General features: G+C 70.3%; 22 protein-coding genes and 1 other RNA gene. 9 read left to right on the top strand and 14 right to left on the bottom strand.

The features are described from left to right. Both ACE3OU_RS03070 and petA read right to left on the bottom strand, forming a co-directional pair. Positions 1-1,263 (bottom strand): cytochrome bc complex cytochrome b subunit, encoded by a 1,263-nt coding sequence (locus ACE3OU_RS03070; RefSeq protein WP_374240063.1) that lies wholly within the window; start codon positions 1,261-1,263, stop codon positions 1-3. A 3-nt stretch (positions 1,264-1,266) separates the two neighbouring features. Next, positions 1,267-1,860, bottom strand: coding sequence for a ubiquinol-cytochrome c reductase iron-sulfur subunit (gene petA / locus ACE3OU_RS03075; protein WP_374240064.1), 594 nt, complete (start codon positions 1,858-1,860; stop codon positions 1,267-1,269). Between the two features lie 210 nt (positions 1,861-2,070). On the opposite strand from petA, the gene dacB reads away from it, so the two are divergent. Continuing rightward, positions 2,071-3,495, top strand: coding sequence for a D-alanyl-D-alanine carboxypeptidase/D-alanyl-D-alanine-endopeptidase (gene dacB, locus ACE3OU_RS03080; RefSeq protein WP_374240066.1), 1,425 nt, complete (start codon positions 2,071-2,073; stop codon positions 3,493-3,495). Positions 3,496-3,883: 388 nt separating this feature from the next. On the opposite strand, the gene ACE3OU_RS03085 is transcribed toward dacB, so the two are convergent. From ACE3OU_RS03085 to ACE3OU_RS03125, 9 genes are all read right to left on the bottom strand, one after another. Continuing rightward, positions 3,884-4,270 (bottom strand): DUF2237 family protein, encoded by a 387-nt coding sequence (locus tag ACE3OU_RS03085; RefSeq protein WP_374240067.1) that lies wholly within the window; start codon positions 4,268-4,270, stop codon positions 3,884-3,886. Then, complete coding sequence (galE, locus tag ACE3OU_RS03090) at positions 4,267-5,286, bottom strand: UDP-glucose 4-epimerase GalE (RefSeq protein ID WP_374240068.1); 1,020 nt, start codon at positions 5,284-5,286, stop codon at positions 4,267-4,269. The genes ACE3OU_RS03085 and galE overlap by 4 nt, the downstream gene beginning before the upstream one ends. Positions 5,287-5,359: 73 nt before the next feature. Then, on the bottom strand, positions 5,360-6,559 hold the full coding sequence (locus ACE3OU_RS03095) for a CaiB/BaiF CoA transferase family protein (RefSeq protein ID WP_374240069.1): 1,200 nt from the start codon (positions 6,557-6,559) through the stop codon (positions 5,360-5,362). Between the two features lie 16 nt (positions 6,560-6,575). Next, the gene (gene recR / locus ACE3OU_RS03100) at positions 6,576-7,172 is read right to left on the bottom strand and encodes a recombination mediator RecR (protein WP_374240070.1); all 597 of its coding nucleotides are present in this window, start codon (positions 7,170-7,172) and stop codon (positions 6,576-6,578) included. 20 nt (positions 7,173-7,192) lie between these two features. Beyond that, on the bottom strand, positions 7,193-7,516 hold the full coding sequence (locus ACE3OU_RS03105; RefSeq protein WP_374240071.1) for a YbaB/EbfC family nucleoid-associated protein: 324 nt from the start codon (positions 7,514-7,516) through the stop codon (positions 7,193-7,195). Between the two features lie 41 nt (positions 7,517-7,557). Beyond that, a complete protein-coding gene (gene dnaX, locus ACE3OU_RS03110) occupies positions 7,558-9,597 on the bottom strand; it encodes a DNA polymerase III subunit gamma/tau (RefSeq protein ID WP_374240072.1) in 2,040 nt (679 codons plus the stop codon). 118 nt (positions 9,598-9,715) lie between these two features. Continuing rightward, positions 9,716-9,814, bottom strand: an RNA gene (gene ffs, locus ACE3OU_RS03115) — signal recognition particle sRNA small type. A 12-nt stretch (positions 9,815-9,826) separates the two neighbouring features. Beyond that, positions 9,827-11,239: an ATP-binding protein gene (locus ACE3OU_RS03120; RefSeq protein WP_374240073.1), complete on the bottom strand. Its 1,413-nt coding sequence runs from the start codon at positions 11,237-11,239 to the stop codon at positions 9,827-9,829. A 25-nt stretch (positions 11,240-11,264) separates the two neighbouring features. After that, on the bottom strand, positions 11,265-11,954 hold the full coding sequence (locus ACE3OU_RS03125) for a response regulator (RefSeq protein ID WP_374240074.1): 690 nt from the start codon (positions 11,952-11,954) through the stop codon (positions 11,265-11,267). Positions 11,955-12,137: 183 nt separating this feature from the next. Between ACE3OU_RS03125 and ACE3OU_RS03130 the strand changes: the two genes are divergently transcribed. The 5 genes from ACE3OU_RS03130 (at position 12,138) to ACE3OU_RS03150 (ending at position 15,212) form a co-directional block, all read left to right on the top strand. Beyond that, entirely contained in the window at positions 12,138-12,683 is a 546-nt protein-coding gene (locus ACE3OU_RS03130) for a Spy/CpxP family protein refolding chaperone (RefSeq protein ID WP_374240075.1), read from the top strand. Positions 12,684-12,820: 137 nt separating this feature from the next. Next, positions 12,821-13,282 (top strand): winged helix-turn-helix transcriptional regulator, encoded by a 462-nt coding sequence (locus tag ACE3OU_RS03135; RefSeq protein ID WP_374240076.1) that lies wholly within the window; start codon positions 12,821-12,823, stop codon positions 13,280-13,282. Between the two features lie 73 nt (positions 13,283-13,355). Then, positions 13,356-13,721 (top strand): diacylglycerol kinase, encoded by a 366-nt coding sequence (locus ACE3OU_RS03140; RefSeq protein WP_374240077.1) that lies wholly within the window; start codon positions 13,356-13,358, stop codon positions 13,719-13,721. A 139-nt stretch (positions 13,722-13,860) separates the two neighbouring features. Further along, the gene (locus ACE3OU_RS03145; RefSeq protein ID WP_374240079.1) at positions 13,861-14,676 is read left to right on the top strand and encodes a dioxygenase; all 816 of its coding nucleotides are present in this window, start codon (positions 13,861-13,863) and stop codon (positions 14,674-14,676) included. Beyond that, positions 14,673-15,212 carry a cytochrome b gene (locus ACE3OU_RS03150; RefSeq protein WP_374240080.1) on the top strand — a complete coding sequence of 180 codons (540 nt, stop codon included), beginning with the start codon at positions 14,673-14,675 and terminating at the stop codon, positions 15,210-15,212. Before ACE3OU_RS03145 ends, ACE3OU_RS03150 begins: the two co-directional genes overlap by 4 nt. A gap of 2 nt (positions 15,213-15,214) precedes the next feature. On the opposite strand, the gene ACE3OU_RS03155 is transcribed toward ACE3OU_RS03150, so the two are convergent. Further along, positions 15,215-16,837 carry a murein L,D-transpeptidase gene (locus ACE3OU_RS03155; protein WP_374240095.1) on the bottom strand — a complete coding sequence of 541 codons (1,623 nt, stop codon included), beginning with the start codon at positions 16,835-16,837 and terminating at the stop codon, positions 15,215-15,217. Positions 16,838-17,350: 513 nt separating this feature from the next. On the opposite strand from ACE3OU_RS03155, the gene ACE3OU_RS03160 reads away from it, so the two are divergent. The 3 genes from ACE3OU_RS03160 to ACE3OU_RS03170 all read left to right on the top strand — a co-directional run bounded on the left by ACE3OU_RS03160 (position 17,351) and on the right by ACE3OU_RS03170 (position 21,778). Next, complete coding sequence (locus ACE3OU_RS03160; protein ID WP_374240081.1) at positions 17,351-18,469, top strand: S-(hydroxymethyl)glutathione dehydrogenase/class III alcohol dehydrogenase; 1,119 nt, start codon at positions 17,351-17,353, stop codon at positions 18,467-18,469. Between the two features lie 121 nt (positions 18,470-18,590). Further along, complete coding sequence (gene fghA / locus ACE3OU_RS03165; RefSeq protein WP_374240082.1) at positions 18,591-19,433, top strand: S-formylglutathione hydrolase; 843 nt, start codon at positions 18,591-18,593, stop codon at positions 19,431-19,433. Between the two features lie 245 nt (positions 19,434-19,678). Further along, positions 19,679-21,778 (top strand): ATP-dependent helicase, encoded by a 2,100-nt coding sequence (locus tag ACE3OU_RS03170; protein WP_374240083.1) that lies wholly within the window; start codon positions 19,679-19,681, stop codon positions 21,776-21,778. A 140-nt stretch (positions 21,779-21,918) separates the two neighbouring features. Here the strand turns inward: ACE3OU_RS03170 and ACE3OU_RS03175 are convergent, their stop codons facing one another. Together ACE3OU_RS03175 and ACE3OU_RS03180 are read right to left on the bottom strand one after the other, a co-directional pair. Beyond that, the gene (locus tag ACE3OU_RS03175; RefSeq protein WP_374240084.1) at positions 21,919-22,782 is read right to left on the bottom strand and encodes a putative RNA methyltransferase; all 864 of its coding nucleotides are present in this window, start codon (positions 22,780-22,782) and stop codon (positions 21,919-21,921) included. 4 nt (positions 22,783-22,786) lie between these two features. Continuing rightward, a complete protein-coding gene (locus ACE3OU_RS03180; RefSeq protein ID WP_374240085.1) occupies positions 22,787-23,428 on the bottom strand; it encodes a DsbA family oxidoreductase in 642 nt (213 codons plus the stop codon). Between the last annotated feature and the right edge of the window lie 142 nt (positions 23,429-23,570).

A 23,570-nucleotide genomic window follows, 5' to 3' on the forward strand; every position in this document is an offset into this window, starting at 1 on the left:
TCAGCTGACCCTTTCCGGAACGGGTTTGGTCTTGTCCATCTTCGAGTACACCGGCATCAGCAGGAAGAACGCGAAATAGATCACCGAACAGATTTGCGACACCAGGGTGCGGCCCGGGGTGGGCGGCAGCACGCCGAGGTAGCCGAGGATGAAGAAGGAAATGATGAAGACCGTCAGGATGGCCTTGTACAGACCGCCCTTGTAGCGGATCGACTTGACCGGGCTGCGGTCGAGCCAGGGCAGGAAGGCGATGATCACCACTGCGGCGCCCATGGCCACGACACCCCAGAACTTCGCGTCGATGCCGAACAGCGGGTAGGTGACGGCACGCAGGATCGAGTAGAACGGCGTGAAGTACCAGACCGGCGCGATGTGCGGCGGGGTCTTGAGCGGGTCGGCCGGGATGAAGTTGTTGAACTCCAGGAAGTAGCCGCCGCCTTCGGGGGCGAAGAACACGATGAACGAGAAGACGATCAGGAAGCCAACCACGCCCACGATGTCCTTGACGGTGTAGTAGGGGTGGAAGGGGATGCCGTCGAGCGGACGGCCCTGGGCGTCCTTCTTCTTCTTGATCTCGACACCGTCCGGGTTGTTGGAGCCGACTTCGTGCAGGGCGACGATGTGGGCGGCAACCAGGCCGATGAGGATCAGCGGCACGGCGATGACGTGGAAGGAGAAGAAGCGGTTGAGGGTGGCGTCGGACACCACGAAGTCACCGCGGATCACGACCGAGAGGTCGGGACCGATCACGGGAATCGCGGAGAACAGGTTGACGATCACCTGGGCGCCCCAGAACGACATCTGCCCCCAAGGCAGCAGGTAGCCCATGAAGGCCTCGGCCATCAGCGCCAGGAAGATCAACGTGCCGAAGATCCAGATGAGCTCGCGGGGCTTGCGGTAGGAACCGTAGAGCAGGCCGCGGAACATGTGCAGATACACCACGATGAAGAACGCCGAGGCGCCGGTGGAGTGCATGTAGCGGATCAGCCAGCCGCCCGGCACGTCGCGCATGATGTACTCGACGGAGGCGAAGGCCACCGGCACGCCGGAGGCGTTGAGGGAGGCATCCGGCTTGTAGTGCATCACCAGAAAGATGCCGGTGACGATCTGGATCACCAGCACCAGCAGCGCCAGCGAGCCGAAGAAGTACCAGAAGTTGAAGTTCTTGGGGGCGTAGTACTCGGTCAGGTGGCCCTTGATGGACGACGTCAGCGGGAAGCGCGCGTCGATCCAGTCGATAACCGATTGGGAATTCTTGCTCATCGTTTAGGCCTTTCCGTCTTCGCCGATCAGGATCTTGGCGTCGCTCAGGTACTTGTGCGGCGGGATCTCGAGGTTGTCAGGCGCCGGCTTGCTCTTGTAGACACGGCCTGCCATGTCGAAGGTGGAGCCGTGGCAGGGGCACAGGAAGCCGCCCGGCCAGTCGGCGGACACACCGCTCTCGGCACCGGTCTTGAACTTGTCCGACGGGGAGCAGCCCAGATGGGTACAGATACCGACCGCCACCAGGATTTCCGGCTTGATGGAGCGGGTTTCGTTCTTGGCGTACTCCGGCTGCATCGGCTTGTCGGAATTGGGGTCACTGACCTCACTGTCGGTCTTTTTCAGGGACTCCAGCATTTCCTTGGTGCGGTTGATGATCCACACCGGCTTGCCGCGCCATTCGACCGTCATCATCTGGCCCGGTGCAAGTTTGCTGATATCCACTTCAACCGGCGCGCCGGCTGCCTTGGCACGCTCGGACGGCGTCAGGCTCGCGACGAACGGAACGGCGGCGGCCGCAGCGGCCACGCCCCCCGCAGCCGACGTCACCAGCAACAGCTGGCGCCGACTCCCATCCACTTTTTGATCCACGCTCATGGCCCACTAACCTCAATAAAAGAGTCTTCGAAGATCGCAATACGGAAAACCTTGCAAGTATACCGAAAAGCCACACCCAAAAAAAGCTTCGCCGCGCAAACCCGCGCCAGGACTGGAGATTTTGGCAGTCGCGCCGCAGCACAAAGGATGTTTAAATCCGCAGGCCCGCTTCGGCAGCCCCCTGCCGGCGATCGTCTCCTTGCATCCGCCATGCCCGCCCTCCCCCTACGCCTCACCGCCGCACTGTTCGCCCTCGTGCTGCTCACGCCCGCCATCCGAGCCGACACGCTCCCGCCCCCGCTCACAGCCAGCCTCGCCCGGGCCAGCATCCCCGACGACGCCGTCACCGTCTGGGTCAACAAGGTGGACGGCGGAACGCCGCTGCTCAGCCACCGCATCGACGAGCCCATGAACCCGGCCTCGGTGATGAAACTGGTCACGGCCCAGGTGGCGCTGGCCCGCCTCGGCCCCGCCTTCACCTGGAAGACCCGCGTCATGACCCCCGGCGAGATCCGCGCTGGCGTGCTGCACGGCCCGCTCCACATCAGCGGCGGCGGCGATCCGCGCCTGTCGCGGGAGCGCCTGTGGCTGCTGCTGCGGGACCTGCGCGCCCAGGGCATCCGGCGGATCGCCGGCGACGTGGTGACCGACCGCAGCCTGTTCCGCCTCCCCCCCCACGACCCGGGCGCCTTCGACCAGCGCCCGCTGCGCCCCTACAACGCCGGTGCCGATGCACTGTCGGTGGACTACGGGGCGATCCGCCTGCGCGTGCAGCCCACCGCCGACGGCGCCCGCGTGTTCAGCGACCCGCAGCCGGCCGGCCTCGTCATCGAGAACCGGATCCGCCGCAACGGCAACGGCGCCTGCGGCGACCCGACCGCCCGACTCACGACGGAAGCCTCCGACACCGGCACCCACACCACGCTCAGCCTCGGCGGCACGATAGCCGCCAGCTGCACCGACGCCTTCGACTGGAATCTGGCGCCCCTGCCGCCGGGCCGCCTCTTCGAGGGCCTGTTCCGCAGCCTGTGGAAGGAGCTCGGCGGCGAGATCGGCGGGCAGTTCAAGGATGGCAGCGCGCCGCCGGAGGCCCGGCTACTGGCGGAGACGATCTCCCCGCCCTTGCCCGAAGTGCTGCGCGACATGAACAAGTGGTCGAACAACGTGATCGCCCGCCACCTGCTGGCCACCCTCGGCGCGACCGAGGAGCCCGGGGAGGACTCAGTGGCCGCGGGAAGGCGGGTGGTCGAGCGCAGCCTGGCGGCCAGTGGCATCGACACCCGCGGTTTCGTGATCGACAACGGCGCCGGCCTGTCGCGCAACGCCCGCATCAGCGCACGGAGCCTCGGACAGCTGCTGCAGGAGGCCTGGCGCAGCCCGACGATGCCGGAGCTGCTGGCCTCCCTGCCGATCGCCGGGATCGACGGCACCGCCCGCCGGCGCCTCGCGGACAGCCCCGCCGCAGGCCTCGCCCACGTGAAGACAGGCACCCTCGACGGCGTGCGCAGCATCGCGGGTTACGTGCAGGCCCACAGCGGACAGCGCTATGCGGTCGTGCTGATGATCAACCACCCCAAGGCGGGGAGCGCCCGCGACGCCCAGGACGCGCTGATGGAGTGGGTGGCCGGGTTGTGACGGCCCCCGGGTGTGGCGCTGCGCGCCCCGCCCACCCACCAGGGGGTACCAGGGACAGCTGGGAGCGGCCCGGCGCTCGCCTGCGCGACGGCCCCCGGAACCAACACTGCGCGCCCCGCCCACCCCCCAGGGGGGTCGCAGGCACGCTTGGGGCGGCCCGGCGCTCGCCTGCGGGACAGCCCCCGGGCGTGGCGCAGCGTGCCCCGCCCACCCCCCAGGGGGGTCGCAGGCGCACTTGGGACGGCCCGACGCTCGCCTGCGGGACAACCCCCCGAGCATGGCACTGCGCGCCCCGCCCACCCTCAAGGGGGTAGCAGGTTCAGTTGGGAGGACCCGGCGCCCGCCCCGGGGAATCCCCCTTGGGCGCGGCGCCGCGTAATCCGGGCCTTCAGCCTTCGTAGGCGTGGCGCTTGAGGGCCGAGAAAGGGATCACTTCGAGGGCGGCCATGTGGGTGGCGGCCAGCACCACGGGGGGCGCGACGCCCTCCTCCCAGGCCTCGCGCCAGCGCAGGGCACACAGGCACCAGCGATCGCCGGGCTTGAGGCCGGCGAAGCGGAATTCGGGCCGCGGGGTGGAGAGGTCGTTGCCGCGCTGCCTGCTGAACTCGAGGAAAGCCTCGGTCACCTTCACGCAGACGTGGTGACGGCCCACGTCCTGCGCATCGGCCTCGCAGCAGCCGGTGCGCATCCAGCCGGTGAGCGGAGCGTAGCTGCAGGCGAGCAGCGGGCCGCCCAGCACGTTGAGGGCGTCGCTGGGGGGAAGATCGGTGCTCAATCGGGGTATCCCTCCGGGTTGGAACGCTGCCAGCGCCAGGCGTCGGCGCACATCTCATCGATGCCCCGCTCGGCGCGCCAGCCCAGCTCCCGCTCGGCGAGGCCGGGTTCGGCGTAGCACTGGGCAACGTCACCGGGGCGGCGGGCGACGATCTCGTAGGGCACCGGGCGGCCGCTGGCCTTCTCGAAGGCCTTCACCACCTCGATGACGCTGTAGCCGCGGCCGGTGCCGAGGTTGACCGTGAGCACGCCCGGACGTTCGGTGAGACGACGCACCGCCGCCACGTGGCCGACGGCAAGGTCCACCACGTGGATGTAGTCGCGTACGCCGGTGCCGTCGGGGGTCGGATAGTCGCCGCCGAAGACACGCAGCTGGGGCAGACGGCCCACCGCCACCTGGCTCACATAGGGCATCAGGTTGTTGGGCAGGCCGTTCGGGTCTTCGCCGATGCGGCCGCTGGCGTGGGCGCCGACCGGGTTGAAGTAGCGCAGCAGCGCCACCCGCCATTCCGGGTCGGCCGCCGCCAGGTCGGACAGCACGAACTCCATCATCCACTTGGTGCGGCCGTAGGGGTTGGTCGGGCCGGTGGGGAAGTCCTCGCGGATCGGCACGCTGGCCGGGTCGCCATACACGGTGGCCGACGAGCTGAACACCAGCGACTTGACGCCCGCCTCGGCCATCACCTCGGCCAGCGCGACGGTGCCGGCGATGTTGTTGTCGTAGTACATGAGCGGCTTGGCCACCGACTCGCCGACCGCCTTGAGGGCCGCGAAGTGGATCACCGCGTCGATCGCGTGAGCCTTGAAGATCTCGCGCAGCGCGGCCTTGTCGCGGATGTCGGCGCGGTAGAAGGCAGCGAGCTTGCGGCCGGCGATCTCCTCGACGCGGCGCAGGGCCTCGGGCTTGCTGTTGCTGAAGTTGTCGACGACGAGCACCTCATAGCCGGCGGCGAGAAGTTCGACGCAGGTGTGGGAGCCGATGTAACCGGCGCCGCCGGTGACGAGAATCGTGGGCATGGTCTGGATCCGGAGGTTCAAAGGACGACGGCATGATAGCGCGCCACAGGGCGGCGGCGCCCCGCCGCAGCGCTCAGATTGCGCCTTTTTCACGCAGGGCGGCGATCTCCGCTGGGGCGAGGCCCAGGCCGGCGAGGATCTCGTCGGTGTGCTCGCCGAGCTTCGGCCCCAGCCATTCGGTGCGGCCCGGCGTACCCTCGAGCTTCGGGACGATGCCCGGGATGTGCATCGGCGTGCCGTCGGGCAGGGTCGCCGCCTCGAACATGCCGCGGGCGGCAAACTGGGCGTCGCGGAACATGTCGGCCACCGAGTAGATCGCGCTGGCCGGCACCTCGGCCGCCTCCATCGTGGCCAGCACCGCGTCGCCGTCGCGGGCCGCGACCCAGGCGTCGATGGCCGCATACAGCTCGGCGGCGCGGGCATCGCGGCCGGCGTTACTGGCGAGCTGGGGGTCGTCGGCCAGGTCGGGGCGGCCGATGGCCTGCATCAGGCGCCGGAAGATCGCGTCGCCGTTGCCGCCGATGATGATGTGGCGGCCGTCGCGGGTGGTGTGGGTGTTGGACGGGGTGATGCCGGGCATCACGTTGCCGGTGCGCTCGCGCACGAAGCCGGCCACGTCGAACTCCGGCACCATGCTCTCCATCATCGCGAAGACGGCCTCGTAGAGGGCCACGTCCACCACCTGCCCGGCCCCGCCGTTCACCTCCCGGTGGCGCAGGGCCATCAGCGCGCCGATGGCCGCCCACAGGGCCGCGATGGAGTCGCCGATCGAGATGCCGGTGCGCACCGGCGGCCGGTCGGGAAAGCCGGTGATGTAGCGCAGCCCGCCCATCGACTCGCCGATCGCGCCGAAACCCGGCCGCTCCCGGTAGGGCCCGGTCTGGCCAAAGCCCGACAGGCGCACCATCACCAGGCCCGGATTGGCCGCCGACAGCGCGTCCCAGCCGAGGCCCAGCTTGTCGAGCACGCCGGGGCGGAAGTTCTCGACGACGATGTCGGCCTGCTGGGCGAGGCGGCGCACCACGGCGAGGCCCTCGGGGTGCTTGAGATTGGCGGTGATCGACTTCTTGTTGCGGGCCTGCACCGACCACCACAGGGACGTGCCGGCGTGGAGCTTGCGCCACTGGCGCAGGGGGTCGCCGCCGTCGGGCGACTCGACCTTGATCACCTCCGCGCCGAACTCGGCCAGGATGCGCGTGCAGAAGGGGCCGGCGATCAGCGTGCCGAGTTCGAGCACCTTGACGCCGGCGAGGGGCTTGGCAGGTGTGTTCATGGGGTAAGGCCCGTGTTCAGAGGGAGCGGCGCTCCACCAGCGCCTGGGCGATGGTACCCGAGTCGGTGTGCTCGAGCTCGCCGCCCACCGGGATGCCGCGGGCGATGCGGCTCACCCGGATGCCGCGGCTCTTGAGGAGCTCGGAGATCATGTGGGCAGTGGCTTCGCCCTCGTTGGTGAAGTTGGTGGCGAGGATGACCTCCTGGACCACCCCGTCGCAGGCCCGGTGGAGGAACTTCTCGAGCCCGAGCTCCCGCGGGCCGATGCCGTCGAGGGGCGACAGGCGGCCCATCAGCACGTAATACAGGCCATGGTAGCTGTGGGTGCCTTCGAGCATCGCCAGGTCGGAGGGCATTTCGACGACGCACAGCTGGGTCGCGTCCCGCTGGGGATTGGCGCAGCGGGCGCAGATCTCCTCTTCGCAGAGGGTGTTGCAGCGCGCGCAGTGGCGCAGCACCTCGAGGGCATGGCCGAGGGCCGTGGCCAGCCGCGCGGCCCCCTTCTGGTCCCGCTGCAGCAGGTGGAAGGCCATGCGCTGGGCCGACTTGGGCCCGACGCCCGGCAGGCAGCGCAGGGCCTCGATGAGGACGTCGAGGCTGGAGGGGGTGCTCACGCGAGGCAACCGCCGGCCGGTCAGAAGGGCATCTTGAAGCCGGGGGGCAGGTTGAGCCCGGCGGTGAAGCCGGCCATCTTTTCCTGGGTGGTGGACTCGACGCGGCGCACGGCGTCGTTCACGGCGGCGGCGACCAGGTCTTCGAGCATTTCCTTGTCGTCCATCACCGACGGGTCGATGGCGATGCGGCGCACGTCGTACTTGCAGGTCATGGTGACCTTGACCATGCCGGCGCCGGACTGGCCTTCGACCTCGATGCTGCCGAGGCTGTCCTGCATCTTCTTCATGTTGTCCTGCATTTGCTGGGCCTGTTTCATCAGGCCGGCGATGCCGCCTTTCATCATGGTGCTGTTCTCCGGATGGGTTGGGTGAGAGGCAAACGAAATCAGAGGGGTTTGACCGACGCGATCTCGAGGGTCGCGTCGAAGCGCGAGATGAGCTCGCGCACGAAGGGGTCCTGCTCGAGGGCGACGACCGCCGCCGCGTGGCGCTCGGCCTTTTCGGCCTGGTTGCGCTGGGCCGGGGTGACGGTGGCGATCTCGCCCACTTCGATGGCCACCCGCACCGGAGCCCCGAAATGGGCCGAGAGGGCCTCCTGGAGCCTGTCGGGGCCGCTGCGGTTGATCTGCAGCAGGTGGCGCTGGTCGCTGGCGAGGCGCAGCTTGATCAGCCGGCCTTCGACAACGGCGAGCTCGCAATGCTGGGCGAGCTGCAGGTTGAGGCCACCGAGGCCGATCTGCTCCTGCAGGGCATGCCAGTCCAGGGTGGCAGGCAGTGGCTCGCCGGCATCCGGCGCGGTGGCGGGCACCTCGGCGGCGGGCGCTTCAGGGGCCGGCGCGGCGGCCTCGGGGAGCGGAACGCTCCGGGCCATGGACGCTCGCTCGGGCGCAGCCGGGGCGGGCGCCGGCGGTGGCTCCGGGGCGCGGCCCGCCGGCGGGTGCAGCCCCTCATGGGCCTCCGGCGGCAGGTCTTCCCAGGGCGGCACGCTGCTGCCGTAGTCGGGCTCGGCCCTGACCGGCGCCGGCGGCGCCACTGGGGCCGGACTGGCGGCGGGCGCGGGTGCCGGTGCGGCCGGCGGCTCGACGACGGCGGGGCGCGGAGGTGCGGCGGGTTCTGTCTTGGGCTCGGCGACGGGCGCAGGCCGCACGGCCGGGGCGCCCTCCACCGGGGCAGGCGGCACAACAGCCGGCGCCGGACGGGGGGCAAGCGCTGCAGAAGCGGCAGGCGCGGGCGACACCGGCGGCGTCGCAGCCGGGCGCGGGCTGGCCGGCGCCGCGGCCGGCAGCGGCCGGGCCTGGCCATCGCCACCCCCACCGGCCAGTACGCCGCCGAGGGCGGCCGGCTGGGTCGGGCGGAAGGCGAACAGGCGCAGCAGCGTCATCGAGAAACCGGTGGCCTCGTCGGGAGCCAGGGGCAGCTCGTCGCGACCGTGGATGGCGATCTGGTAGGCCAGTTGCAGGAACTCGGCGTCGAAGGCCTCGACGTAGGGCGCCAGCCGCGCGGCCTCGAACTCGTCGGCGATGGCTGCCGGCGCGAGCTGGGCCAGCGCGATGCGGTGCAGCAGGCTGGCCAGGGCCTGCAGCGCCGACTCGAAGGACAGGCTGCGCGCCTCCATGCCATCGACGGCGCCCATCAGGGCCTGCACGTCGTTGGCGCGCAGGGCGTCGAGCACCGCATACAGGTGGTCGTCGCCAACGGTGCCGAGCATGTCCTGGACGGCCTGCTCCTCGACCTTGCCGGCGCCGTGGGCGATGGCCTGGTCGAGCAGCGATAGCGAATCGCGCATCGAACCGCTGGCGGCCTTGGCGATGTGGCGCAGGGCGCCCGGCTCGAAGGGCACCGCCTCGGCCTCCAGCAGGCGGGTGAGGTGGCCGACGATGTGCCCCGGCGGCATCTGCTTGAGGTTGAACTGCAGGCAGCGCGACAGCACGGTGACCGGGATTTTCTGCGGGTCGGTGGTGGCAATGATGAACTTGACGTGCTCGGGCGGCTCCTCGAGGGTCTTCAGCATGGCGTTGAAGGCGTGCCCGGTGAGCATGTGCACTTCGTCGATCATGTAGACCTTGTAGCGGCCCTGCACCGGCGCGTACACCGCCTGGTCGAGCAGCGCGGCCATGTCGTCCACGCCGCGGTTGGAGGCGGCGTCCATCTCGACGTAGTCGGGAAAGCGGTCGGCGTCGATCGCGGTGCACGCGGCGCACTGGTTGCACGGCGTCGGGGTGACGCCGGTCTCGCAGTTGAGGGCCTTGGCGAGGATGCGCGAGATGGTGGTCTTGCCGACCCCGCGGGTGCCGGTGAACAAATAGGCGTGGTGCAGGCGGCCGGTGGACAGGGCGTGGGTCAGGGCACGCACCACGTGCTCCTGCCCGACGAGTGTCTCGAAGCTGCGCGGGCGCCACTTGCGGGCAAGTACTTGATAAGCCATGGCGGGATTCTATCAGGCTCAGGCCGGCGCCGGCCGAGACGCGCCCGGCAGCAATCGCCTCCGGCTGCCGCGCACAAAATGAAATGGGCGCCACGATGGGCGCCCATTTGCGAATGAGGGTGGCGAGCCTGACCCCCGGCACTTGCAGGGAACGGCTGTGGCTGCTGCCTTCCGGCCCTGACCAGGTTCACCGCGCTGCAATGCGGGGAGACCCGCCACGGCGCGCATTCTAACAGCTTGCCGGCCCGGCGGGCCATCCCTTTCGCACTGCAGCAGGGGGCAGAGGCAAAAAAATCTCGACGCGGAGCCCGCCACCGGCCCGATTGATCGCGCGGATGTGCCCGCCGTGGGCCTCCACCGCCCGCCGGGCGATGGCCAGCCCGAGCCCGAAACCGCCGCTGGCGTGGCCGTTGCCGCCCCGGAGGAAGGGCTCGAAGATCGCCTCCAGGTCGGCCTCGGCCACCCCGGGGCCACGGTCGTCCACCCGCAGCCTGAAGCCGCCCTCGCCCGTCGTGGCCTGCACCTCCACATCGCCGCCGTCGGGCGTGAACTTGAGCGCGTTGCGGATCACGTTGTCGAAGGCCCGCTGGATCTGCTCGACCCGCACCAGGGCGCGGGCCTCGCCCTGGCCGTCGAAATGCAGGCGGCGGCCCAGGCTCTCGGCCTCGAAGCCGGCATCGTCGGCGATAGCCACGGCCAGCTCCATCAGGTCCACCGGCTCCTCGTGCAGGTCGCGGCTGCCGGCCTCCAGGCGGGCCAGGGTGAGCAGCTGGCCGACGAGCTCGTCCACCCGGCCGGTCTCACGCTCGATGCGCTCGATGCTGGCCTCGAGGCGCGACGGGTCCTGGCGCATCAGGCCGATCGCCGCCTGCAGGCGGGCCAGCGGCGAGCGCAGCTCGTGGGAGACGTCGTGGAGCAGACGCCGCTGGGCGCCGATGAGCTTCTGCAGCTGCTGGGCCATGCGGTCGAAATCACCCCCCAGGTCGGCGATCTCGTCGCGGCGGGCGCCCATCAGCGGGCGGACGCGGGTTTCCAGCTTGCCCTCGGCCACCGCCCCGAAGGCCCAGCGCAGGTGGCGGATCGGTTTGGACAGGTACCAGGCCAGCAGGGCGCTGAAGACCACGCTCGCCACCAGCCCCGCCGTCACCGGCACCCACAGGCCCGGCGGCTCCGGCGGGTGGCGCGGGCCGAAGCCGCGCCCATCGCGCCCCACCGCATCGGCCGGAATGAACAGCAGGTAGGCCTGCCCGTCCGCCGTGGCCACCTCGCGGGCCGGGCGGCGCGGCTCGGCGGAGCGGGCCCGCTGGCGCGCATCGGCGACGACCGCCGCCGACACCTCGCGGCCGAGCAGCTCACGGCCGGCCCCGTCAACCACGTAGAGCAACGGCAGGCGCTCCCGCGGCCAGTCGGCGAGCCAGGCCCGCAGCGCCGCCACGCCGCCATGGCCGAGCACCGCGGCGGCGGCCGAGACCGCCATCGCCGCCCGCGGCCCGCCCGCCAGCGCCGAATCCCGCTCGGCCTCGATACGGCTGCGCTCGCCCTGCTGGTGCCACCACACGGCGCTGCCGACTGTCGCGCCGGCCAGGAGCAGCGCCAGCCAGAAGGCGAAGAAGAACTTCCAGAACAGCCGCCCCAGCCTCATCGCTCCGATCTCCCTCGCCCCGCCCTCACTCGCGCACCATCAGGTAGCCCTGCCCGCGCACCGTCTCGATCCACGAGCGCCCGTCCGGGCGCGCGCCCAGCTTGTGGCGGATGCTCGACAGATGCACGTCGATGCTGCGGTCGAAGCGGGCCAGCGGCCGCCCCAGCCCCTGCTCGGAGAGCTCCGGCTTGCCGACCACCCGGCCAGCGTTGCGGGCGAGGAGCTCGAGCAGGTTGAACTCGGTGCTGGTCAGCGCCAGCGGCTGCCCCTGCCACTGGGCGCGGCGCATCTGCGGCCACATCACCAGCGCGCCGACGCTCACCGGGCCGTTGGCGGCCTCGGCGCCGGCGGGCTCGCCGCTGCGGCGCAGGATCGCCCGCAGCCGGGCCACCAGCTCGCGCGGGGTGCACGGCTTGGGCACGTAGTCGTCGGCGCCCAGTTCGAGGCCGACGATGCGATCCACGTCGTCGCCCCGGGCGGTCAACATCAGCACCGGCACCTGGCTGTGGGCACGGATGCGGCGCAGGGCCTCGATGCCGTTGAGGCGCGGCATCATCACGTCGAGCACGACAATGGCGTACTGCCCCGACAGCGCCGCCGCGACGCCCGCCTCGCCATCGTGGCGAACCTCCACCAGGAAGCCCTCGCTCCCGATGTACTCCTGCAGCATGACCGCCAGCTCGACGTCGTCGTCCACCAGCAAAACTTTGTTCATCGCGCCCCCGACCGACCCCAATGGGCCGATGATACGGGCCGGGCCCCCGCCGACACGACACCTTTACGCCGTTTTACGCAGCGCCAACGGCCCTTAACCCCTCGATCGGAGATGCTTCGGCCATCAGCAAGGCCAGAACCCACCGGCCCCTGACCCGAGACAACCCAGATCAAGGAGAAACCCATGAAAATCCGGACAATCATTATCGTCGGCCTGCTCGCCGCCGGCAGCATCGCCGCCACGGCGCCGGCCATCGCCCACGGCCCGGGCGGCGACTTTGGCGGCGGCCGCTGCGGCCACCACCCCGCCGGCGCGATGCTTGCGGGTGACATGAGCCCCTTTGGCAGCCGGATGCATCCGCCCCCCGTCCTGCGGGAACTCAATCTGAGTGACGCGCAGCATGACAAGATCTTCAAGATCATGCACGATCTCGCCCCTGCGCTGCGCGAGAAGGCCAAGGAGGCCAGCAAGGCACACTACGAATTGCAGACCCTCGTGTTCTCGGATAAATATGACGAAGCGCGAGTGCGCACCCTGAGCGAAACCAGCGCCCAGGCGATGGCAGCCATGGTCCAGATGCGCGCAGCCAGCCTCGACCAGATCTACCAGACCCTGACCCCGGACCAGCGCAAGAAGGCCGATGAGTTCAAGAACCGCCTCGACAACCAGACGCCCCGCCGGCCCATGCCGGCGCCAGGCGACGAGCGCCCCGCGCCGCGCCGTCCCTGACGAAGCAGGCTTCATTTGAACCCCACCCGCCGGAGCGGTCTTGCCGCCCTCCGGCGTTGTGGCGTCTGCGCTCAACGCGTCCCGGTCCGTGTAGTGACGACAACAACAGAACAACAACCGCAACTAGAAAGACCGCCATGCGAATCCTCGATGCTGTAGACCGGCAAATCCTTGAAATCCTGCAACAGGACGGCCGCATCACGATGACCGACCTCGCCGCCCAGGTCGGCCTCTCCGCAACCCCATGCACCGAGCGCGTCCGCCGGCTGGAGCGGGACGGGATCATCTCCGGCTACCACGCCCGGGTGAACCCCCACAGCCTGGGCCAGAGCATCCTGGTCTTCATCGAGGTCCGCCTCGCCGCCAAGTCGCGGGAGATCCTGCACCGGGTGCGCGACACCTTCCACGAGCTCACCGACATCATGGAATGCCACCTGGTGGCGGGTGATTTCGACTACCTCCTCAAGGCCCGCCTGGGCGCCATGAGCGAGTACAACGAGCTGCTGTGCCGCCTCCATGCCCTGCTGCCGGCGACCGCCGACTGCCGCAGCTACGTGGTCATGGAAGAGATGAAGGAAAGCCTCTACATCTGCCCCTGACCTCCTAGCCCTGCCCCCGGCGCCGGGGGGCGGCCCGCTGGCGGGCAGGCCGCGCCTGGCGTACATTGCCGGCATGAAGGGACAAGGCTTCACGCACCGTTTCGGCTACGCCCGCGCCGGCATCCTCGCGGCCTTCCGGCGCGAACGCAGCATGCGCACCCACGGGTTTGCCCTGGTGGCGGTGTTCGTGTTTCTGGCGGCCACCGGCGCGCCTCCCCTGTGGTGGGCCCTGGTGGGCCTCGCGGCGGGGCTGGTGCTGGTGGCCGAGATGCTCAACACCGCCATCGAAACCCTGGCCGACCACCTCCACCCGGGCCAGCATCCGGAAATCGGCGTGGTCAAGGACGTGGCGGCCGGCGCCGTGCTGGTCGCCAGCTTGGTGGCCGTGCTGGTCGGCCTGGCCTATCTGGCCACCCTGCTCCCCGGCCTGGCCGCCTGAACCCCGCCGCCCCTGCGGCCGCGTCGCACCGTTGCAAAACCAGCAACAAAGAAGCCCCTCACCAGGGCTTTTTTTGCTCCAATCCAGGGGCTAAAGTCCATCCCGTGACCAAGGCACCCCTGCCTCCAGGAGCCCCTCCATGAACCGCCACCCTGTCCTCTTCGTCTCCCACGGCGCCCCCGACGTGCTGCTCAAGCCCGCCGCCACCGTGCGGCTGTGGGAAAACCTGGGCGCCGCACTGCCGCGCCCGCGGGCGATCCTCGTCGTCTCCGCCCACTGGGCCGCGCGGGCGCCCACCGTGAGCACCACCGGCACCCCCGACACCATCCACGACTTCGGCGGCTTTCCGCCGGCCCTGTATGAGATGGCCTACCCGGCCCCCGGCGCCCCGGCCCTCGCCGGCCGGGTGCGCGAGCTGCTCGGCACCGCCGGCCTGCCCTGCGCCGAAACGCCCGACCGCGGCCTCGACCACGGCGCGTGGATTCCGCTGAAGGCCATGTACCCGGCGGCCGACATCCCCGTCGTGCAGCTGGCGATCCAGCCCTTCGCCGGTCCCGACTGGCATCGCCGCCTGGGCGCAGCGCTGCGCCCGCTGCGGGACGAAGGCGTGCTGATCCTCGCCTCCGGCGCCGTCACCCACAACTTCAACTGGCTCAGCTGGGGGCTCGACGGGCAGCCGGTGCCCCAGGCGGTGGCCTTCGCCGACTGGCTGGGCAAGGCCCTCGCCCGGGACGACCGCCCGGCCCTCATCGACTACCGCCGCGTCGCCCCCCACGGGGCCGGCGCCCACCCCACCGAGGAGCACCTGCTGCCCCTGTTTGCCGCCCTGGGCGCCGCCGAGCCCGGCGAAAAGCCCCTGCGCCTGGCCCCCGAATACACCTACAGCGGCCTCGCCATGGATGCCTATTTATGGCAGGACGCCAGCCCCGCCCCCTTCACGCCCGCACAATCATGAACACTCCACCCCAACGCTACACCGGCCCCGCGATCGCGGCCCACTGGATCATCGCCCTCCTGATCATCGCCGCCTGGCCGCTGGGCGTTTACATGCACGAGCTGCCGCTGTCGCCCGAGAAGCTCAAGCTCTACGCGTACCACAAGTGGATAGGTGTCACCGTTTTGCTGCTCTTCGTGCCGCGCATCCTGTGGCGCGTCACCCACCGCCCGCCGGCCCCGCTGCCGATGCCCGCCTGGCAGCACAAGGTTGCCGAAGGCACCCACCACCTGCTCTACCTGCTGATGGTGCTGGTGCCCCTGTCGGGCTGGCTGATGAGCTCCGCGAAGGGTTTCCAGACGGTCTATTTCGGCGTGCTGCCGCTGCCCGACCTGGTCGGCAAGAACCCGGAGCTGGGCGACCTGCTCAAGGAAACCCACGAAGCCCTCAATTTCGCGCTGCTCCTGCTGGTCGGCCTGCACGTGGCCGGCGCCCTCAAGCACCACCTCATCGACCGGGATTCCACCCTGCGCCGGATGCTGCCCTTCGGCCGCTGAGGCTATTGCAGCCCCGGGCGGGGCGCCCCGCGCAGGGCCTCGTCGAGGGAGGCGTCATGGCCGTAGATGTCCGGGTAGAACATCACCCGCCCGTCCGGCGCCACCACCACCGTGTTGTAGGCGATCACCACCCGCAGCGGCTCGCGCAGGCGCAGGGTGCTGGAGCTGCCCCGCTCCATCGCCTCGCGGATGCGGATCTCGTCCCAGCCGGGCATCCCCTCCAGCACGAACTCTGCCAGCGCGACGGGCGCCTCGACACGGATGCAGCCGTGGCTGAAATCCCGCCGCGGCCGGGCGAACAGCCCCGTCGAGGGCGTGTGGTGCAGATAGATGGCCTCGTCATTGGGAAACACGAACTTGATGTCGCCCAGCGCGTTGGCCGGCCCCGGGCGCTGGCGGATGCGCATCCGGCCGCGCAGCACCGCGTCGAGGCTCTCCGGCGTCAGGGCCGTGTGGGCGCGCCCCTCGCCGTCGACGAACTCGAAGCCCTGGCTCGCAAAGTAGCCGGGGCTGCGCCGCAGCTTTGGCACCAGCTCGGCCTGGGCGATCGAGGGCGGCACGTTCCAGTAGGGGCTGAACTCGATGAAGCGCATGTCCTCGGCGATCAGCGGCGTCCGGGTGTCCAGCGCCTTGCCGACGATCACCCGCATCTGCAGCCGCGGCTCCGCCACGCCGTCGTGCAGCGCATAGCCGCGCAGCATGAACTCCGGCACATTCACGACGATCGTCCGCGGCCCGCGGAGCCGCGGCGTCCACCGCAGGCGTTCCAGGCCGAGCACGATCTGGCGCACCCGCTGCGCCGGCGACACCTCGAGCCGGGCCAGCGTCTCCCGGCCGATCACCCCGTCGGCGACCAGGCCGTGGCGGGCCTGGAAGGCGCGCACCCCCGCCACCAGCTCACCCTCGTAGCGGCTGGCGAGGCGGGCCGTCGCCGGCAGGTCGCCCAGGGCCACCAGGCGCCGGGCCAGATCGCCGACGCCGGCCCAGGCCCGGCCGGGCTCCAGCTTGCGCCCCGGCAAGGGCGGCAGCGGCGTGTCCCACAACCCTCCGCGCAGAGGGTCGTCGGCCAGCTCCCGGTACTGCCCGAGGGCCCGCCGCAGGCCGGGGTAATCCACCTGGGCCGGCGTGGCCAGGCTCACCGCGGCGGCCAGATCCCCGTCCGCCAGCGCCGCCCGCAGCACCTCCGCCGCCACGAAGCCGTTGTCGCGCTCCACGCGCTGACGGGCCTGTCGCTCGCTCACGTCGGCCCGACCGGCATGCAGGTCGGCCAGATAACGCTCCATCGCCCGGCTCAGGGCGCCATCCAGGGCCTGCCGGCCGTCGGCATCGAGGGCCCCGGCCTCCGCCGCGGCGAGCCGACGCTCCAGCCCGTCGGCCCCGTAATCGCCGGGCGCCAGGCCATCGGCCGCGGCCCCGAGGAGAAGGGTCACCGCCTGCCGGGCCACACCGCCCGGGCGCCCGTCGACAAACCACGCCAGCCCCTCGTCCTGGGCACCGACCGCGCCGGTCAGCCCCCAGCACAGACAGGCCAGCACCAGCTGGCCGGCACACATCCCCCAGCGCCGCAGCCCGGGAATGCCCTCGCAAAAACGCCCCATCCGCACGATCAGCGCCTCCTCAGCCATGAAGGTCACCACGACAAAACACCTGGCACATGGATTTTTCTGATATCCAGGCGCGGACCGGGAAAAACACCGACACCCGTTTGTCGCTTTTTTACACACAACTTTCGATAACGGACGCCACCCCAGCATTGTCGGCACTTTTTCTCACAGGCACCAAAATTGCTGACTACCCGCTTCAAGACCCACGCCACGCCTGCGTCACGATCCCAATCCGTCCGAAGAAGTGCCGTCCTGAGCTCCGTTTAGGGCGAAGAACGCGTCAACGCCTGCACGCCCGACACCGATATGCGCCAAGCGTCTCACCTCTGCCCGGCGGCGGCTACGTGGTGGTGTGGGCCTCCCGCGAGCAGGACGGCTGCAGCTACGGGGTCTTCCTGCAGCGCGTGGCGGCGCCTCGGCGACGTCGTCAACCACCTTCGCCCCGGGACGCCCGGGGAAGCAAAGGCGGTCGACGGCCGCCCCCACGCTCACTAAACTGCCAGCTTACCTCCCTCAACCCTTTGCGAGAGAACCATGATCAAGTCCCGTGCAGCCGTCGCCTGGGCGGCGAAACAGCCCCTCGAAATTACCACGGTCGACGTGGCCCCCCCCAAGGCCGGCGAGGTGCTGGTGCGCATCGTCGCCACCGGCGTCTGCCACACCGACGCCTACACCCTGTCCGGCGCCGACCCGGAAGGCATCTTCCCGGCCATCCTCGGCCATGAGGGCGGCGGCATCGTCGAGGCCGTGGGCGAAGGCGTCACCTCGGTCGCCGTCGGCGACCACGTGATCCCCCTTTACACGCCGGAGTGCGGCAAGTGCAAGTTCTGCCTGTCGGGCAAGACCAACCTGTGCCAGGCCATCCGTGCCACCCAGGGCAAGGGCCTGATGCCCGACGGCACCAGCCGCTTCAGCAAGGACGGCAAGCCCATCTACCACTACATGGGCACCTCGACCTTCTCGGAGTACACCGTGCTGCCCGAGATCTCGGTGGCCAAGATCAACAAGGAAGCCCCCCTCGAGAAAGTCTGCCTGCTCGGCTGCGGCGTGACCACCGGCATCGGCGCGGTGCTCAACACCGCCAAGGTCGAGGCCGGCGCCACCGTGGCCGTCTTCGGGCTCGGCGGCATCGGCCTGTCGGCGATCATCGGCGCGGTGATGGCCAAGGCCTCGCGCATCGTCGCCGTCGACGTGAACCCGGCCAAGTTCGAGATCGCCCGCCAGTTGGGCGCCACCGACTGCATCAACCCCCTCGACTACGACCGGCCGATCCAGGAGGTCATCGTCGACCTCACCGACGGCGGCGTCGATTACTCCTTCGAGTGCATCGGCAACGTCAAGGTGATGCGCTCGGCGCTGGAGTGCTGTCACAAGGGCTGGGGCGAATCGGTCATCATCGGCGTCGCCGGCGCCGGCGAGGAGATCTCCACCCGCCCCTTCCAGCTCGTCACCGGGCGCGTGTGGCGCGGCTCCGCCTTCGGCGGCGTGCGCGGCCGCTCCGAGCTGCCCCGCTACGTCGAGATGGCCCAGCGCGGCGAGATCCCCCTCGACACCTTCATCACCCACACGATGGGCCTCGACGACATCAACAAGGCCTTCGACCTGATGCACGAGGGCAAGAGCATCCGCACGGTGATCCACTACGACATGTGACCGGGCCTTAAACCCGCCCCTCCCGGGCCCGGCCCCGCGCTACCGGACGGCCCCGCCGCCTCCCGGCAGCCGGGCGACCGGCCCGGACCCGCAGCATCGCCCCACCCTGCAGGCCACCACCATGACCCTCACCCTCGTCTCCGAAAACCGCAGCTTCGGCGGCTGGCACCGCCGCTACCGCCACACCTCGCGCAGCCTCGGCTGCGAGATGGTGTTCGCCGTGTATCTGCCGCCCCAGGCCGAGGCCGGCCCGGTGCCGGTGCTGTACTGGCTGTCGGGCCTCACCTGCACCGACGAGAACTTCATGCAGAAGGCCGGCGCCCAGCGCACCGCCGCCGAACTCGGCATCGCCATCGTCGCCCCCGACACCAGCCCGCGGGGCCCCGCCGTGCCCGGCGATCCCGACGGCGCGTGGGACTTCGGCCACGGCGCGGGTTTCTACGTGGATGCCACCCAGGCCCCGTGGAGCACCCACTACCGCATGCACGACTACGTGGTGAATGAGCTGCCGGCCCTCGTCGAAGGCGCCCTGCCCCTCCTCCCGCGGCGGGGCATCAGCGGCCACTCGATGGGCGGCCACGGCGCGCTGGTGTGCGCCCTGCGCAACCCGGGCCGCTACGTGTCGGTGTCCGCCTTCGCCCCCATCGTCCATCCCATCGACTGCCCCTGGGGCCAGAAGGCCTTCTCCCGCTACCTGGGCGACGACCGCGACGCCTGGCTTGCCTGGGACGCCTGCGAGCTGATCGCCACCGCCCCCGAACGCCTGCCCCTGCTGGTGGACCAGGGCGAAGCCGACGGCTTCCTCGCCGACCAGCTCCGCCCCGAAGCCCTCGAAGCCGCCTGCCGCGCCGCCGGGCACCCCCTGCAACTGCACCGCCGGCCGGGCTACGACCACAGCTACTACTTCATCGCCAGCTTCATCGAAGCCCACCTGCGTCACCACGCGGCGGCCCTGCGCCCTTGAGCCAGCCCCTATAAGCATGGCCCCCTGAGCCTGCCTCCGCCCGGCCTCGTTCAGTCGGGCCCCGCCCCGCCGCCTCCCCGTGCGGCGCGGGGAGCCAAAATGAACCTTGAGATTTTCAGTCGGCTGTATATGATTACAGTCAACAAGGATCTCATCATGCCCATCCGCCTCCCCTGCTCCCACCGCCACGGCCCGGCAACACCGGCCCAACGGGCAACCGCCCACCGCAGCCGGGAGCGCGCCCGATGAACGACCGCGCCCCACTCCTCACCCCGGCAGCCCCGCCCGATTACCTCGCCGGCCTCAACGCCACCCAACTCGACGCTGCGCTGCACGGCACCGTCCCCCACACAAACGCCGGTCCGCTGCTGGTCATCGCCGGCGCCGGCTCGGGCAAGACCAACACCCTGGCCCACCGGGTCGCCCATCTCCTCGCCCAGGGGGCCGACCCCGGCCAGATCCTGCTGCTCACCTTCTCACGTCGCGCCGCCGACGAGATGATCCGTCGCGTCCAGCGCATCACCGCCCGGGTCTCGCCCCGCCACGCCCGGCTCGCCCAGGCCGGCTTTCCCTACGCCGGCACCTTCCACAGCGTGGGCGCGCGCCTGCTGCGCGAGTTTGCGGGCCGCATCGGTCTCGACCCGGCCTTCACGATCCACGACCGCGAGGACTCCGGCGACCTCATGAACCTCGTCCGCCACGAGCGCGGCCTGTCCGCCAAGGGCAAGCGGTTTCCGCTCAAAGGCACCTGCCTGGCCATCTACTCGGCCGCGGTCAACACCCAGGCCTCCCTCACCGAGGTCCTGCAGACCCGCTTTCCCTGGTGTGCCGGCTGGGCCGCCGAGCTGCGCGAACTCTTCCTCGGCTACGTCGAGGCCAAACAGGCCCAGCAGGTGCTCGACTACGACGACCTGCTCCTCTACTGGTCCCAGATGCTCGCCGAACCCGAGCTCGCCCGCGAGGTGGGCGGCCGCTTCAGCCACATCCTGGTGGACGAGTTCCAGGACACCAACCGCCTCCAGGCCGGCCTGCTGCTGGCCCTGCGGCCCGACGGGCGCGGCCTCACCGTGGTGGGTGACGACGCCCAGTCGATCTACAGCTTCCGCGGCGCCACGGTGCGCAACATCCTCGACTTTCCGGGCCAGTTCGACCCGCCCGCCCGGCGCATCACCCTCGATCGCAACTACCGCTCCACCCAGCCCATCCTCGCTGCCGCCAACGCCGTTATCGCCCAGGCCCGGGAGCGCTTCAGCAAGGATCTCTGGAGCGAGCGTATGTCCGGCGAAAAACCCCGCTTGGTATCGCTGCGCGACGAGGCCGACCAGGCCGCCTGGGTGGTGGATCAGGTGCTCGCCCGGCGGGAAGCCGGACTCAGGCTCAAGGCCCAGGCGGTGCTGTTCCGCGCCGCCCACCACAGCATGCGCCTCGAGATCGAGCTCACCCGGCGCAACGTCCCCTTCGTGAAGTTCGGCGGCCTCAAGTTTCTGGAGGCCGCCCATGTCAAGGACCTGCTGGCCATCCTGCGCTGGACGCAAAACCCCCGCGACCGCGTGGCCGGCTTCCGGGCCATCCAGCTGCTGCCCGGCCTCGGCCCCAAGACCGCCGGCCGCATCCTCGACAACCTCCAGTCTGCCCCGCCCGGCTGCCTGCTGCTGGCCGAACAACCCGTGCCCGAAAGCAGCCGCGGCGCCTGGCAGGCCTTTGCCGGGCTGCTCGAAAGCCTGCGTGCCAGCACCACCTGGCCGGCCCCCATCGAGCACCTCGCCCAGTGGTACGAAGGCGAGATGGAACGCCTCTTCGACGACGCCCCGGTACGCCAGGCCGATATCCAGCAGCTGGCCCGCATCGCCGCCACCTACCCGAACCTCGAGCGCTTCCTCACCGAACTCACCCTCGATCCGCCGGACGCCACCAGCGACGAGTCGGGCGCACCGCTCCTCGACGAGGACTACCTGATCCTCTCCACCATCCACTCGGCCAAGGGCCGTGAATGGCCGGCGGTGTCACTGCTCAACGCCGTGGACGGCTGCCTGCCCTCAGACCTGGCCACCGGCAGCGAGCACGAGATCGAAGAAGAAATGCGCCTGCTCTACGTGGCCATGACCCGCGCCAAGGACCACCTGGACCTGCTGGTGCCCCAGCGCTTTTACGTCACCGGCCAGGCCGCCACCGGCGACCGCCACGTCCATGCCAGCCGGACCCGCTTCATCCCCAATCGCCTGCTCGGGTATTTCGACCAGCTGAGCTGGCCACCCGCCGAGCCTACCCAAACGGCCCCTCCAGCAGACGGCGCGCGGCAGAACGCGATCGATCTCGCCGCCCGGATGCGGGCAATGTGGGAATGAAGCCAAACCTGCGACGGCCCCCCCCACCGGGCACGGCAAGGTCAGTGCGGCGCGGCCAGAGGGCTGCCAGCCAGCCGCCTTACCGAGGGCATGCGCGGGAAGATCTCCCCGGGCCCACGGCCGCGCCGGCTCACCCAACCTCATGCCTCGCCGCCTCCCGCAGCCGCGCGCCGCCAGCGCGTCAGGCGCACATCCACGGTGAGCGACAAGGCCGTCAGCGCCGCCGCCTTCGCCCGCCCCTCGGCGCTGGCCCGGTAAAGGTGGGGCGTCATCGTCAGCAGGTCGGCGATCACCGCGGCCCCGGCCAGCTCAAGCGTATAGGTGAGACTCTCACCGGGCAGCGCCTCGAAGCCCGCCGGAACAGACGCCTCCGCAGGCCGCTCGGGTTTCAGTTGCGGGTAGATGATTTCCCGCAGCTCGCGCAGGTGATCGGGCCCAGCATCCACCTGCAGCAGCTCGCCGCCGGGCCTGAGCACCCGGGCGAACTCGGCATATACCGGAAAACCGAACATGCACAGCACCCGGTCGAGGCTGGCAGGCAGCGCCGGCAGGTTGGCGTTGCTGCCGACGACCCAGCAGGGCCGCTTGTCCTGCTTTGCCGCGGCCAACACCGCCCATTTCGAGATGTCGAGGCCCAGCAGGGCCAGGTCGTGCGTCTCCCCCGCTGCCGCCGCCAGCTCGCGCAGGTAGTAACCCTCGCCACAGCCGGCATCCAGGCAGGCCGCGGCCCGGCCGGCGGGCAGGCCGACCAGCACGGCGCGGCTCACCAGCGCAGCAATCGGCCGGTAGAAACCCGCGTTCAGGTAGCGCCGCCGGGCGGCCACCATCTCCTTGCTGTCCCCCGGATCTCGGGAGCGCTTTTGCTGGACCGGCAACAGATGGGTGTAGCCCTGGGCGGAGATGTCGAAGCTGTGGCCTGCAGCGCAGCGCCAGCTCGTGCCCTGACGCAGCAGGGGGTCGCCATCGAGCGGGCAGGCCAGGGCCTGGAAGGCGGTAATGCCCATCGTCTCAAGCCTTCCAGCAGTGCCGGATGGCCTCGGCCAGCACGGCCGGGTCTTCGGCGCCCACGACGGCATGGCGGCGGTCGAAGATGAAAGTCGGCACCGAAGTCACCCCCAGGGCCCGTACAGCCCGCTCCTCGGCCAGCACCTCTTCGCGCCCCTGCTCCGACGACAGCCACGTCGCCACCGCCCCGGCGTCGTAGCCCGCCTCGGCGGCGACCCGGCCCAGCACGGCGCGGTCTCCCACGTTATCGCCCCGCTGGAACTGGGCGACGAACAAGCCTTCGACCAGCCTCTCGGCATCACCCTGTTGCTGGGCCCAATACACCAGCCGATGGGCATCCAGCGTATTGGCACGCACCTGGATCTTCTCGAAGGCGTAATCCAGCCCGTGGGCCCGGCCCGCCTCGCGAATGCGCGCGAAGATCGCCTCCACCCGCTCGCGGCCGCCAAACTTGTTGATCAGGAAGGGCAGATAGGGCTCACCTTCGGGCGGCGTGTCCGGGTTGAGGAAGAAGGGCAGCCAGCGCTTGCGACAGGCAAAACCGGGGGTGTCCTGGCGGACCAGTTCGATGGCCGCCGACAAGCGGCGCAGGCCGATGAAGCACCAGGGGCAGACGACGTCGGAGACGATTTCGATGTTCAACATGGCAAACAGCGGGCGCAGAGGCCGCCCGACAGGGCTCGGAAACCCGCATTGTTCCCCAATCCGGCCCCGCTGGCCATGCGCCCGCCGCGGCGCGGGCCGGCCTGGGCGATTGACTCCCCCGCCCCGCCCGCCCAGAATCGGG

It is taken from the genome of Zoogloea sp. (assembly GCF_041908905.1).
Lineage (GTDB): Bacteria > Pseudomonadota > Gammaproteobacteria > Burkholderiales > Rhodocyclaceae > Zoogloea.

Bases quoted from the DNA above. Each gene is read 5' to 3' on its own strand.
- ACE3OU_RS03070 (WP_374240063.1), bottom strand. From the start codon at position 1,263: ATGAGCAAGAATTCCCAATCGGTTATCGACTGGATCGACGCGCGCTTC.
- petA (WP_374240064.1), bottom strand. From the start codon at position 1,860: ATGAGCGTGGATCAAAAAGTGGATGGGAGTCGGCGCCAGCTGTTGCTG.
- dacB (WP_374240066.1), top strand. From the start codon at position 2,071: ATGCCCGCCCTCCCCCTACGCCTCACCGCCGCACTGTTCGCCCTCGTG.
- galE (WP_374240068.1), bottom strand. From the start codon at position 5,286: ATGCCCACGATTCTCGTCACCGGCGGCGCCGGTTACATCGGCTCCCAC.
- ACE3OU_RS03095 (WP_374240069.1), bottom strand. From the start codon at position 6,559: ATGAACACACCTGCCAAGCCCCTCGCCGGCGTCAAGGTGCTCGAACTC.
- ACE3OU_RS03105 (WP_374240071.1), bottom strand. From the start codon at position 7,516: ATGATGAAAGGCGGCATCGCCGGCCTGATGAAACAGGCCCAGCAAATG.
- dnaX (WP_374240072.1), bottom strand. From the start codon at position 9,597: ATGGCTTATCAAGTACTTGCCCGCAAGTGGCGCCCGCGCAGCTTCGAG.
- ACE3OU_RS03120 (WP_374240073.1), bottom strand. From the start codon at position 11,239: ATGAGGCTGGGGCGGCTGTTCTGGAAGTTCTTCTTCGCCTTCTGGCTG.
- ACE3OU_RS03125 (WP_374240074.1), bottom strand. From the start codon at position 11,954: ATGAACAAAGTTTTGCTGGTGGACGACGACGTCGAGCTGGCGGTCATG.
- ACE3OU_RS03130 (WP_374240075.1), top strand. From the start codon at position 12,138: ATGAAAATCCGGACAATCATTATCGTCGGCCTGCTCGCCGCCGGCAGC.
- ACE3OU_RS03135 (WP_374240076.1), top strand. From the start codon at position 12,821: ATGCGAATCCTCGATGCTGTAGACCGGCAAATCCTTGAAATCCTGCAA.
- ACE3OU_RS03140 (WP_374240077.1), top strand. From the start codon at position 13,356: ATGAAGGGACAAGGCTTCACGCACCGTTTCGGCTACGCCCGCGCCGGC.
- ACE3OU_RS03145 (WP_374240079.1), top strand. From the start codon at position 13,861: ATGAACCGCCACCCTGTCCTCTTCGTCTCCCACGGCGCCCCCGACGTG.
- ACE3OU_RS03150 (WP_374240080.1), top strand. From the start codon at position 14,673: ATGAACACTCCACCCCAACGCTACACCGGCCCCGCGATCGCGGCCCAC.
- ACE3OU_RS03155 (WP_374240095.1), bottom strand. From the start codon at position 16,837: ATGGCTGAGGAGGCGCTGATCGTGCGGATGGGGCGTTTTTGCGAGGGC.
- ACE3OU_RS03160 (WP_374240081.1), top strand. From the start codon at position 17,351: ATGATCAAGTCCCGTGCAGCCGTCGCCTGGGCGGCGAAACAGCCCCTC.
- fghA (WP_374240082.1), top strand. From the start codon at position 18,591: ATGACCCTCACCCTCGTCTCCGAAAACCGCAGCTTCGGCGGCTGGCAC.
- ACE3OU_RS03170 (WP_374240083.1), top strand. From the start codon at position 19,679: ATGAACGACCGCGCCCCACTCCTCACCCCGGCAGCCCCGCCCGATTAC.
- ACE3OU_RS03175 (WP_374240084.1), bottom strand. From the start codon at position 22,782: ATGGGCATTACCGCCTTCCAGGCCCTGGCCTGCCCGCTCGATGGCGAC.
- ACE3OU_RS03180 (WP_374240085.1), bottom strand. From the start codon at position 23,428: ATGTTGAACATCGAAATCGTCTCCGACGTCGTCTGCCCCTGGTGCTTC.